The organism is Nocardia anaemiae NBRC 100462 (genome assembly GCF_001612725.1).
GTDB lineage: Bacteria > Actinomycetota > Actinomycetes > Mycobacteriales > Mycobacteriaceae > Nocardia > Nocardia anaemiae.
Map to the genome: position 1 here is coordinate 20,164 of NZ_BDAZ01000031.1, position 12,062 is coordinate 32,225.

The window sequence follows — 12,062 nt, forward strand, 5'->3', positions numbered from 1 at the left end:
TGACGGGTGCGAAAACGACTCCAGGACAGGAGATGTCGTGACGACCAGCGAGCGGGACGCGCTCTCGGACAGATACCGCAAGTTCCGGGTCGAGAACTTCCCGCAAACCGATTTGGCCGGTTATCTGCCGGTCGACGGCGTCGAGGTCAAATTCCTCGACGGATGCAATCGGTCCTGCATCTTCTGCGTGAACGAGGACTACATCGGGAAACGGTTGAATCCGTTGGACACCGGGCGCTTCACACAGTCACTGCTCGACTGGATCGACTCGCCGACCGAGCCGGAACGACCCGAGGCGGTCTACGGCACTGGCGGTGAGCCCCTGATGGCGCTGGATCTCGTCGAGGAGGTCTTCCGTCCGCTCGGCGAACGCGGCATCACCACCCGCCTGGTGACCAATGGCACGCTGCTGGACGAGAAGCGGATCGCCCGACTGGTCGATATGAAGTTGTCCGGGGTGAAGGTCACCTACAACACCGCCGATGCCGCTCGGTTGGCGGCCCTGATGAAGGGCTCGAAATACGGTGACGCCGAACTGATCCTGCGCAATATCCGGCTGGCCAAGGCGGCCGGACTGTGGGTGTTCATCCGAATCGGGCTCGGCAAGCACAACTTCGACGAGGCGCCACGGATCTATCGCATCATGCGCGAGATCGGCGTCGATGTCGTGCAGATCAAGCCGTGGATTCCGTCCGGACTCGCGGCGGCCAATCAGACCGAGCTGAGCCTGAGTCCGAAAGTGCTGTTCGATCGGTTCACCGGAATCATGGAAGAGCTGTACGACGAGATCCAGCAACCCGGTGGTCCGGAGGTGACCGTCTCCTGCTATCCGCCCGCGCGGAATCTGGGATTCACGGTCAAGGATTGCGCCAATGTGGCCAAGATCTACTGTGAGCCCTGCGGCCACGCGCTGGTGTGCAATTTCTCCGACGAATACCTCGGTAGCTGGTTTCCCGAGGACGGTGGCCTGCTCGCGTGCGTGCGACGCCGCCGTGAGCTGTATCCGAAGATCATGGACGCCAACGGTGTCGCGTCGTGCCCGGCGCGGCTGAACTGGTCGTCGCCGACCGCGGTGGTGAACCCCGCGCCCGAGTGGAAGCCCGCGTCACTATTGCCGCTCGCTGTCGTCAATGCCGAATGAGTCCGCAGCGGATTTTGCTCCTCTCGCGCAAACCGCTCATCGAGCGCCCACTGCACGAGTGGCTCGCCGAAGTCGTGACCGACACCGTTCTCATCACCGTGCCAGAGGCGTTGGCTGATGTCGGCGCGGACGTGCGAGGGCGGTTCCTGGACTGCCGGACCGTAACGGATTACCAATCGTGGTCCACGGAGTGGACGGCCGAATGTGCGGCGCGCGAACACCGCGTCGGTCTCGTCGCCAGTTCGAGTGAGGACGATGTGCTGCGCAGCGCACGACTGCGCGACCGGCTCGGATTGCCCGGGCAGACAACGGCATCCGCGCTCGCCTACCGCGACAAGCTGATCATGAAGGATACGGCCGGAGTGGAGGCTCCTCGGCGGCGGGCGATCGACCGGCCGACCGACCTGATCGAGTTCACCGAGGAGACAGGACTGCCGGTCGTCGTGAAGCCACGTCGCGGCTCCGCATCCATCGGGGTGCGCATCCTGCGCGACGGAGCGGATGTCACCGCATTCCTGACCTCGGGCGCATTGCCCGCGGCGCCGCAGCGTTCGGGCCGGTGGATCGCCGAGGAATACATCGATGGCGACTTCTTCCATGTGGACGGCGTCATGGCCGACGCGGCGGTGGTGCACTGCTGGCCCAGCCAGTACAACAGCGGCAATGCCGAAGCGGCACAGCGCGAATCCGAGTTGTCCAGCGTGTTGCTCGGACCCGAAGACCCGAGAACCACTCTGCTGCAACGCTTTGCCGCCGATGTCCACCGCGCACTGCCGACCCCCTCCTTCCCGACGAGCTTCCACCTGGAGGCATGGGTACCGGCCCACGGCAGGCCGGTGCTCTGTGAGGTCGCCTCCCGAACCGGCGGCGCCCTCATTGCGCGCACCTATCGGGAAGCGTTCGGTGTCCACCTGTCCCGGGAGAATCTGCGCGGGCAGTGCGGACTTGGCCTCGAACTGACGCATCAACCCACCGCGCCCCGACGCGCGGCAGGCTGGGTACTCTTCCCACCGGGACACGGCCGCTTCGAGCCGCCAACGGGTGACTGTCCGGTTCCCGGGACCGAGTTCGAATTACACATGCCCGCAGGAACTTTCGCGCACGGACCCGAATATGCCGCGCATTCTGCGGCGGCGGTCGCGGTGCATGCCGACACCGCCGAACAGGTGCGGGAGCGAGTCCGGGAGACGACGCGCTGGTGGGTCGAGGAGGTTCGGTGGGTGAATTGACCCGCGAGCGTCCGCTTCGGGTGGCGATGCTGTCGAAGAAGCCGCTGACCACACATCGCTACGACCGCTGGCTATCGGAATTCGACATCCAGACAACACTTTTCGCCGAGGACACCGCCGCGAGTCGCACATTTCTCGCTGGGCCACACCAATACTCGACCGCGAGCCTCTTTCCGGATTGGAAGCGCAACCGAGCTGTCGATCAAGCGGTGGCGGCCGCACATGCCGAAGCGCCCTTCGACCGGATCATCGCGCTGAGCGAATGTGACCTCGTCCGAGCCGCCGAACTTCGCGACCACCTCGACATTCCGGGGCAGGGCCTGGCATCGGCCACCGCGTTTCGGAACAAGTCCGTCATGAAATCACTGGCAGGCCGGGCCGGGCTGGGTATTCCGGAGCACCGGCCCGTCGACTCGGTTGCCACTCTGATGGACTTCGCGGACAGCCATCGCGACGGTGTCGTGGTCAAACCGGTCGACGGGTCGGGTTCGGTTGGCGTCGTCGTGCTGCACGACCGGACCGAGATCGAGTCCTGGGTGCAAGCCCACGCACTGTCGTGTGACGATCCCACCGATTATCTCGTCGAGGAATGGGTTGCGGGGCCGATGCTTTCGGTGGACGGCTTGATGCGAGCCGGACAGGTCCAGGCGGTAATGGTCGGGGCATACACCCGGACCTGCCTGCGCTCGCTGGTCGAGCTGGCGCCGCATGGCATTCTGCTGCTCGACGCCGACGATCCGCGGGTCGCGGCGGCCCGCGATTACCTCACCCGGCTGCTGCGCGCACTGCCCGCCCCGGAGGAGACCATGAGTTTTCATTGCGAGCTCTTCGATCATCCCCGCCACGGCCCGACGCTCTGCGAGATCGCCTGCCGCACCGGTGGCGGCAATCTGAACCTGATCGCTTGCGCAGCACTCGGTATCGATCTGGAGCGGGCTTCCTGTCTCGGGCAGGCTGGCATCGATGTACCGGTCGAACGCACAATGCCCGAATCCGGCCGCTGCTATGGGGATATCGTGGTGCCGCGGTCCCCGCGATCGCTTCCCGCTGGTCTGCGCTGCGATTTGCCCGGCGTCATGCGCTTCCATCGGGATGATCGCCAGGGCCGCGCCGCGAAGGTGTCCGATTATGTGATCGATGCGCTGCTGGCGGCCGACGACCATATCGGTGTGCAACGGGTGTACGACTCGGTCATCGCATGGCTGGACGAGCACATGCTCTCCGCGACGGTAAACTGCTGATCCGCAATGGATCTCGGACTGGCCGGACGCGCCTATTACGTCACGGGCGGCAGCCGCGGCATCGGACGAGCGGTACTGACGCTGCTGCTCGCTGAGGGTGCCGCTGTCGCGACCTGCGCCAGAGATACCGCGGCTCTGGAGCAGATGCGTGCCGCATTATCACCTGAGCACGCCGATCGGCTGCTGACGCACACCGCCGACGTTCGGGATGCGGTTGCCCTCGAACAGGCCGTCGGACAGGCGCTCGAGCGATTCGGACGGCTCGACGGTGTGCTGGCCAATGCGGGAGCCGGAGTCTCCGGCGGGGTGCTGAGCACACCGGAATCGGAGTGGCACAACCAATTCCGGGTGAAAGTGGGGTCGGTGCTGAACCTGGTCGCCTCGGCGCTGCCCGCACTGCGCCGGTCCGACGCCGGGCGGGTGGTGGTCGTCAACGGTGTCACCGCGCACGCACCCGATCCGGGCATGGCCGCCGTCAGCGCGACGCGCGCCGCCGTGGCCAATCTGACCCGTTCGCTCGCCGTCGAATTGGCACCGTCCGGCATTCTGGTCAATGCGATCAGTCTCGGTGCGATCGCGACCGACCGCCAGCACGCCCGATACCTGGCCGCCGACTCGGCCGCGCCGTTCGCGGACTGGTCCGCTGGCGAGGCGAGCCGCCGCGGCATACTGCTGGGACGCTTCGGAACGCCACAGGAGGTGGCTCCCTTTGCGGCACTGCTACTTTCGCCGATCTGCTCCTATGTGACCGGCAGTTCCATCGATGTCTCGGGCGGCTCCGGTGGCCGCACCTGATTGGGAGATCGTCATTGCCAGGCACGGCCCGACCGAATGGTCACGAGCGGGGCGATTCAGCGGTCATACCGACATCCCCCTGTCAGCGGAGGGGCGGACCCGCGCGGCCGAACTCGGCAGGGCACTGCGGCGACCGCGACCGGAACGCATCCTCAGCAGCGATCTGACCCGGGCACGACAAACCGCCGCGGCAATCGCCACAGCCGCCGAACTCGACCCACAGGGCATCACGATCGACAGCGGGCTGCGCGAAGAAGCGCTCGGATCATGGGAAGGCCGTACTCGCGGCCAAATCGCCAGTGCCAGCCGGGATGGCTACGCCCGCTGGCTGGCCGGTGACATCGGCGCGTTCGACGGCCGGGAAGGACTGGTGGCGGTGGCGCGGCGGGCCGTTCCCGTAGTGCTCGACCATTGCGCCGGGCGGCCCCGGACCACCGGCCGCCTCGTCGTGGTCACCCATGCGAATACGGCGGTGGCGCTCATCGGCGCGCTCGGCGATATTCCGCCCGGAGAATGGGCGGATCTGCCGTGTCCCGGACCTGCGGAAGCCATGGTTCTGTGGTGAGCGGGGCGGCTCGGGCACTGGCCTGCGCGGTGCTGATCACCGCCATCGGCAACGGTCTGTATCTCGCCGGTGCGGTGCTCTTTTTGACCCGTTCGGTCGGGCTGAGCGGTACCGACGTGGGAATCGGACTGACCATCGCGGGCGTTGCCGGACTCGGTGCGGGGCCGGTGATGGGTCACCTCGCTGATCGCTTCGGCGCGCGCGAGGTCTATCTGATCACGCTGACTGCCGAGGCGCTCGCCACCGGAAGTCTTGTCCTGGTCCACGCTTTCGCGGTGTTCGTGGTCGTCGCGGCCGCGGTCGGGATTGCCGAGCAGGGCAGCCGAGCGGTGCGTGGTGCGCTGATCGCACGGATCGGCGGGGATGGGCGAGCGCGGCTGCGCGGCTATCTGCGATCCGTCACCAATATCGGTGTGGCTCTGGGTGCCGCCGGTGCGGGTCTGGCCATCCGATCCGATACGCGCACAGCGTATTCGGCGCTGATCCTCATCGATGCCGCCAGCTTCCTGCTCACCGCGCTGATAATCGCGCGTATTCCACCACAGACCCCGCTGCCTCGGCCCGACCGTACTGTGCGCCCCGACCGGTTGGACCTGCCGTTCCTGGCCGTCACCGGCGTGTACGGCGTGCTGTCGCTGCAGTATGCGGTGCTCACCGTGGCGTTGCCGCTGTGGATCGTCACGCATACCTCCGCTCCGGCCTGGCTGGTCTCGCCGCTGCTGCTGACGAACACCGTGCTCGTCGTCGGTCTCCAGGTGCGCGCGGGCCGCCGCGTCGAGTCCATCGCCGATGGCATCGCCATCACCCGCCGGGCCGCTGTCCTGTTGGCGCTGGGCTGCCTGCTGGTCTGCGCAAGCGGCGCAGGTTCGCCGGTATTCGCCGTGACGGTGCTGACGCTCGCGGTGATAGTGCATACATTGGGCGAAATCGGCCACGCCGCAGGCGAATTCGAATTGAGTTTCGCGCTGGCGCCGGAGCATGCACATGGCCGCTATCAAGGGATCTTCGGCATGGGAACGGGAGCCTTCATCGCCGCCGCCCCCGCTCTACTGAGCGTGATCTGCATTGCCTGGGGCCGAGCCGGATGGGTTCTGCTCGGCGGCATACTGCTCAGCGCCGGTCTCGGCATCGGGCCGATAGCGCGCTGGGCGCAGCGCCGCGCCGCACACCTTGTCGACGCCTGAAACCGAGCAGTGCAACTGCGCCCCAGCAGATCTGGACGAATGGCGATTGTGCGGCAAACCGCGCCGGGCGAGGCTGGACCGATGGTCATTGCTCGGATGGCGCGCTGACCGGCACTAGCTCGGAGAAGCTCTTGACCTGGCCGGAGTGGTGGTCGTGACGGTGGTATACCTCTGCTGGTGGGCGATGAATTGGTGACCGGTGAGTTGACCATCGACGGGCTCGCACGCGGCTTTGCCGTGCGTCCGCCGCGCGAACGGAATGCGCCGTTGGCGCTGGTGCTGCACGGCAATTTCTCGGGCAGCACGAGGACGTATGCCCGGCCGATCATGTACGACTGGACCAGTTTCGCCGCCCATGCCGACGAATGGGGCATCGCCGTCGCCTATCCCGATGGTCACGGTGGCTGCTGGGCCGATGGACGCGGGGTCACAACGGCCGACGAGGCCGGTGTGGACGATGTGTCGTTTCTGCGCGCGGTGATCGATTGGTGCGCCGACCGCTTCGGCACCGCCCCGGATCGGACACTCGTGGCCGGTATTTCCAACGGCGCGTTCATGTCTCACCGATTCGCACTGGAAGCCGCCGATCGAGTACCGGTATTCGCCGCCGTCGCCGGGGGTTTCCCTGCGGCATTGTTGGATGTGCGGCCCACCCACGCGGTATCGGCGATGCTCATCAATGGCGATGCCGACCCGATTCAACCGATCACCGGCGGCTACTCCGGTCGCCGTGGTGCCAACGGCGAACCTCGCGGCCGCACACTGGGATTGCTCGAAACAGCCCGACACTGGCAGCGCCTCGATCGCTGCGTAGACGACGGGAACCCGATCACGACCGACAACTCGAGCCGCCACACGGCAACCGGCGGCGTCGGCGGAACCCAGGTCACCGCATGGACAGTATTCGGCGGCAGCCACACCTGGCCAGGCACACCAGTCCCCACAGAATGGGCAAACTCCCCCGGCGCAGCCACAACCCTCGAATTCGATGCCGCAGCCCAGATCTGGCACTTCGCCCACCCCCTCCTCACCCCACCATCAACCCGCCAACTCTGAACCCCGCGTCACTTCAACGTCGAGGTCGCCATCGCGGGCGCGGGCAGCGACACGGCACCGGTCATCGACACTTGCGCACTCGGAATCGACATCGCCACAGCGATTCTGGGCCATCTCGCGTAGCCGCAGGCGCCACATGTGGTTTCACCACGGCGGAGCGGCCCCGCTCACGTCGCGGAGCTCGACCGCGCCGCGCTCGACCACCACCGGTGTGTCGGCGATGCGCCTGCGAGCGAGCACAGCTCTAGCCGATCTCACCTTGAAGCAGTCGGCTGAGCACCGAATCGACCAGCCCGCCATCGGATCCCGATCATCGCGCTCGCCGGGCATACCCGCGGTCACGCGACGGCGCCGCTGGCTACGGCTCTCCGATCAGGCATGAATATGTATTCCGAACCCCGTGCGTCCCTTGGGTTCCAGGCCTTCGCGTAACCGCAGAGCGGGCATTTCGTAGTCGCCGCCGTTCTGGGTGCGGAAGGCGATCGGATCTGTTTGTTCGATCGTCAGCAGGCGCTGCTCCCAGGCCTTGGCAGCGTCGGTGACGTCTTCGGGCGAAATGCGGTCCGTGCCATAGATCGTGAATGGCGGCAGCACGTCCATACCGGGGTAGTACAGGATGCCGTGCTGGATCGGGAAGAGCAGATCGTCGATGGGGCCGTTGATGCCGCGGTCGCTGTAATGCGGTTCGCGGCCGCCGATCGTCACCGACAGCATGGCTCGCTTACCCGCGAGGGTGCCCTCGCCGTAGCGGTCGCCATAGCGGGTGTCGCTGTGTTCGCCTACGCCGTAGGCGAAGTGGTAGGTGAAGACCCGGTCGAACCAGCCCTTGAGGATCGCGGGCATCGAGTACCACCACAGCGGGAATTGGAAGATCACGGTGTCGGCCCAGCGCAGTTTCTCCTGCTCGGCCGCGATATCGGCGCTGAGTGTGCCGGTGTCGTACGCACGGCCGGAGTCCGCGGCGACCCGCAGTGGGTCGCTCGGCTCGCCGAAATCGTCGGCGTCGACCGTCGCCCTCCATCGCATCGCGTACAGGTCGCTGACCTGCACCTCGTGCCCGGCCTCGCGAAGGGTCGTGACCGCGATGTCCTTGAGCGTGCCGTTGAGTGACCGCGGTTCGGGGTGGGCGTGGACGATGAGTGTCCGCATTTGCTGCTCCTTTCGGATCGGATGTGTTCGATCTTCGGACGCCACGCGGACGCCGTTCAGGGACGCTTTTTCCATCGGACGGGACTTCCTGGTATCGACAGGACCACCCTCGCGCCGCGAAGCCGTGGCAATACTGGAGGGATGGACGAGCTCAGCGACTTCCTGCGCACGCGGCGGTCCCGGGTGGATCCCGGATCCGTCGGCATAGCGACCGATTCGCGCCGCCGAGTGGCCGGATTGCGCCGCGAGGAGGTCGCGCATTTGTCCGGGGTGAGTGTCGACTACTACGTGCGCTTGGAGCAGGGACGTGCCCGGCAGCCGTCCGCGCAGGTCCTCGATGCGCTGGCCCGCGTGCTCGGCCTCGACGAGGTGGAGCGCGAGCATCTGCACCGGCTGGCCCGCCGCCCACAGCGTCCGGCGAAGTCGGCACCGAATGTCCGCATCCGCCCCGAGTTGCGGCGGGTGCTGGATCTCATTCCCGACGCACCCGCATTCATAGTCGATCACCGCCTCGACGTGATGGCGGGCAACCGGCTCGCGGAACTGCTGTACGGGCACAGTCCGATGAAGGGCCTGAATATCGCCCGCCACATCTTTTTGGACGACTGCGGCGCGCGCTCGATCTATGCCGAATGGGAGGTTTGTACCCGCGATGTCGTCGGCCACCTGCGTCTCGCGGCGGGCAAGTATCCCGACGATCCGAAACTGTCGGCCCTGATCGGCGAACTCGCCGTACACAGCGACCGCTTCCGCAAGTTGTGGGCGCGCGCGGACGTCCGCTCCCGAACCCACGGCCGCAAGGCCTTTATTCATCCCCTGGTCGGCACCCTGGATCTACATCAGGAAAACTTCGCGTTGCCGGAGGAAACCGGGACCGAACTTGTCATCCTCTCCGCCGAGCCCGGCAGCGAATCCCACGACAATCTGCGCCTTCTCGCCAGCCTGGGTGCCACGGACGCCGCCGCGCCCGACCGTCGAATGACACAACCCTAGCGAGCGTCTTAGTCATGTAATACCGTGAGCTCGGGGGTCGCTGGAGAACGGGGCCGCCGATGACCATCCGACGCGACGCACTCCAACGCGATATTGTCACCGACTTCAGCTCTCGCATGAGCTATGGCGCATACCTGGACCTCGGTACCTTGTTGAGCGCGCAACATCCGGTCAGTCGACCGCAGCAGCACGATGAGCTGCTGTTCATCATTCAGCACCAGACCACCGAGCTGTGGCTGAAGCTGGTGCTGCACGAATTGTGCGCCGCGCGTGCGGCTCTCGATGCCGACGACATCGGCGTCGCACTCAAATGCATTGCGCGGGTCAAACATATCCAGAAGACGCTGACCGAGCAGTGGTCCGTACTCGCGACGCTGACACCCACCGAATACGCGCAATTCCGTGAATTTCTGGGGAACTCGTCGGGGTTCCAGTCCTATCAGTACCGTGCCATAGAGTTCATCCTCGGTAACAAGAACGCGGCCGTACTTCGGGTATTCGAATCCGAGCCCGCGGCGCACGAGATGCTGGCTACGCTCCTGCGCGAACCGACCCTCTACGACGCATTCTGGCGTCATCTCGCCCGCACCGGGCTGGAAGTGCCGCGCTCGATACTGGAACGGGATATCACCGAGGCCCATACGCTCGACCCCGAACTGCTCGCCCTCGTGCAATCGATTTACGCAGCGCCGGAAGAACATTGGTCCGTGTACGAGACATTCGAGGAACTGGTCGACCTGGAGGAGAATTTCCAGCTGTGGCGGTTCCGACATCTGCGCACGGTGCTGCGTGTCATCGGAAGACGCAGCGGGACAGGCGGATCCAGCGGGGCCGGATTCCTGCAACGCGCACTCGAGCACACCTACTTTCCAGAGCTGTTCGCCGTTCGCACCTGGACCGGACACTGAACAAAATCGGCGTTTATTCCGGTCGAGCCGAGTCGATCGCAGCTCGACCTCGACGACCTCGCGACCGAACACCGAACCTTCTACGAAGAGCAGCGCGGAATCCGCGACAGCTCCGACCGCGACGCCTTCGCCCACTTCACCCTGCGAGTGGCGGACCAGCCCCTACGTCGATCCGGGATTGCCCGATGACATGCCGCCCGCCGACTGGCCGGGCCCCGCCAGTGATGACGAACAGGGCATGGGGTGTGCGAACACCGGCGAAGGGCGCGACAGCACTAGGGCTAGGCTGCTTGCGGTAGGTGATAAGCCGAACGGAGAGGGCTGATATATGGCGTCCGCGACAGGATCCGCACAGATCGGGGTTACCGGCTTGGCGGTCATGGGTAGCAATATCGCCCGGAACTTCGCCAAACACGGTTACACGGTGGCGCTGCACAACCGCAGCATCGCCAAGACCGACGCACTGCTTGCCGAACACGGCGGCGACGGCGAGTTCGTGCGCACCGAAACGATCGAGGAGTTCGTCGCGGCGCTGGAGAAGCCGCGCCGGGTGCTGATCATGGTCAAGGCGGGCGATCCGACCGACGCGGTCATCGAGGAACTGGCCGCCGCCATGGAGCCCGGCGACATCATCATCGACGGCGGCAACGCGCTCTACACCGACACCATTCGCCGCGAGGCAGCCATGAAGGCGCGTGGGTTGAACTTCGTCGGCGCGGGCATCTCCGGTGGTGAGGAGGGCGCGCTCAACGGTCCGGCGATCATGCCGGGTGGCCCCAAGGAGTCCTACGAATCCCTCGGGCCGCTGCTGGAATCGATTGCCGCGCAGGTGGACGGCACACCGTGCTGCACGCATATCGGCCCCGACGGCTCCGGCCACTTCGTCAAGATGGTGCACAACGGCATCGAATACGCCGATATGCAGCTCATCGGCGAGGCCTACCACCTGTTCCGCGACGCGCTGGGCTTCGACGCCAAGCAGATCGCCGATGTCTTCACGCAGTGGAACTCCGGCGAACTCGAGAGCTACCTGGTCGAGATCACCGCCGAGGTGCTCAACCAAGTCGATGCGAAGACCGGGCAGCCGCTGGTGGATGTCATCGTCGACGCGGCCGAGCAGAAGGGCACCGGTCGCTGGACCGTGAAGTCCGCACTCGATCTGGGCATCCCGGTCACCGGCATCGCCGAGGCGGTCTTCGCGCGGGCGCTGTCGGGCTCGCGTGCGCAGCGCAAGGCCGCGGTCGGTCTCGCCGCTGGCAAGCTCGGCGAAAAGCCCACCGACGTCGCACAATTCACCGAGGACATCCGGCAGGCGCTCTACGCGTCGAAGATCGTCGCGTACGCCCAGGGCTTCGATCAGATCGCGGCGGGCAGTGCCGAATACAACTGGGGCCTGCGTCCCGGCGATATGGCCACCATCTGGCGCGGCGGCTGCATCATCCGGGCCCGCTTCCTGAACCGGATCAAAGAGGCCTACGACCAGAATCCGGAACTGCCCAGCCTGATCCTCGCACCGTACTTCCGTTCGGCGATCGAAACGGCCATCGACAGCTGGCGCCGCGTGGTCGCCACCGCCACCCTGCTCGGCATCCCGGTGCCCGCGTTCGCGTCCTCGCTCTCCTACTACGACGCCCTGCGCGCCGAACGCCTGCCCGCCGCCCTCACCCAGGGCCAGCGCGACTTCTTCGGCGCGCACACCTACGAGCGGATCGATGCGCCGGGCAAGTACCACACGCTGTGGAGCGGCGATCGCAGCGAGGTTTCGGCCGACTGATTCGAGCGCCATCCCAGCTATGGGAAG

The 12,062-nt window shown here is 66.0% G+C and carries 12 protein-coding genes; 11 read left to right on the plus strand and 1 reads right to left on the minus strand.

Annotated elements, in window-relative coordinates; all coding sequences use genetic code 11:
- Positions 1–37 precede the first annotated feature (37 nt).
- The 7 genes from NA5_RS19600 (at position 38) to NA5_RS19630 (ending at position 7,211) form a co-directional block, all read left to right on the plus strand.
- Positions 38–1,141, plus strand: a complete 1,104-nt coding sequence (locus NA5_RS19600; protein WP_062988120.1) for a radical SAM protein — start codon at positions 38–40, stop codon at positions 1,139–1,141.
- Positions 1,138–2,370: an ATP-grasp domain-containing protein gene (locus tag NA5_RS19605; protein ID WP_062988122.1), complete on the plus strand. Its 1,233-nt coding sequence runs from the start codon at positions 1,138–1,140 to the stop codon at positions 2,368–2,370. Before NA5_RS19600 ends, NA5_RS19605 begins: the two co-directional genes overlap by 4 nt.
- Complete coding sequence (locus tag NA5_RS19610) at positions 2,358–3,611, plus strand: ATP-grasp domain-containing protein (protein ID WP_157110525.1); 1,254 nt, start codon at positions 2,358–2,360, stop codon at positions 3,609–3,611. The genes NA5_RS19605 and NA5_RS19610 overlap by 13 nt, the downstream gene beginning before the upstream one ends.
- A 6-nt stretch (positions 3,612–3,617) precedes the next feature.
- Positions 3,618–4,406 carry an SDR family oxidoreductase gene (locus NA5_RS19615; RefSeq protein WP_062988126.1) on the plus strand — a complete coding sequence of 263 codons (789 nt, stop codon included), beginning with the start codon at positions 3,618–3,620 and terminating at the stop codon, positions 4,404–4,406.
- On the plus strand, positions 4,393–4,971 hold the full coding sequence (locus tag NA5_RS19620) for a histidine phosphatase family protein (protein WP_062988128.1): 579 nt from the start codon (positions 4,393–4,395) through the stop codon (positions 4,969–4,971). The genes NA5_RS19615 and NA5_RS19620 overlap by 14 nt, the downstream gene beginning before the upstream one ends.
- Entirely contained in the window at positions 4,968–6,155 is a 1,188-nt protein-coding gene (locus NA5_RS19625; protein WP_169811332.1) for an MFS transporter, read from the plus strand. The genes NA5_RS19620 and NA5_RS19625 overlap by 4 nt, the downstream gene beginning before the upstream one ends.
- Positions 6,156–6,332: 177 nt before the next feature.
- Positions 6,333–7,211 carry a CE1 family esterase gene (locus NA5_RS19630; protein WP_062988132.1) on the plus strand — a complete coding sequence of 293 codons (879 nt, stop codon included), beginning with the start codon at positions 6,333–6,335 and terminating at the stop codon, positions 7,209–7,211.
- 372 nt (positions 7,212–7,583) lie between these two features.
- Here NA5_RS19630 and NA5_RS19640 read toward each other — a convergent pair whose 3' ends face one another.
- Entirely contained in the window at positions 7,584–8,360 is a 777-nt protein-coding gene (locus tag NA5_RS19640) for an NAD(P)H-dependent oxidoreductase (protein ID WP_062988234.1), read from the minus strand.
- A 141-nt stretch (positions 8,361–8,501) separates the two neighbouring features.
- Between NA5_RS19640 and NA5_RS19645 the strand changes: the two genes are divergently transcribed.
- From NA5_RS19645 to gnd, 4 genes are read left to right on the plus strand one after another with little or no spacing between them, the layout of a single operon-like run.
- Positions 8,502–9,353: a helix-turn-helix transcriptional regulator gene (locus NA5_RS19645; RefSeq protein ID WP_062988136.1), complete on the plus strand. Its 852-nt coding sequence runs from the start codon at positions 8,502–8,504 to the stop codon at positions 9,351–9,353.
- 59 nt (positions 9,354–9,412) lie between these two features.
- Complete coding sequence (locus NA5_RS19650) at positions 9,413–10,261, plus strand: tryptophan 2,3-dioxygenase (protein ID WP_062988138.1); 849 nt, start codon at positions 9,413–9,415, stop codon at positions 10,259–10,261.
- Positions 10,143–10,586, plus strand: a complete 444-nt coding sequence (locus tag NA5_RS43250; protein WP_157110527.1) for a PaaX family transcriptional regulator C-terminal domain-containing protein — start codon at positions 10,143–10,145, stop codon at positions 10,584–10,586. Before NA5_RS19650 ends, NA5_RS43250 begins: the two co-directional genes overlap by 119 nt.
- 3 nt (positions 10,587–10,589) lie before the next feature.
- Positions 10,590–12,035, plus strand: a complete 1,446-nt coding sequence (gene gnd, locus NA5_RS19655) for an NADP-dependent phosphogluconate dehydrogenase (RefSeq protein ID WP_062988141.1) — start codon at positions 10,590–10,592, stop codon at positions 12,033–12,035.
- Positions 12,036–12,062 lie beyond the last annotated feature (27 nt).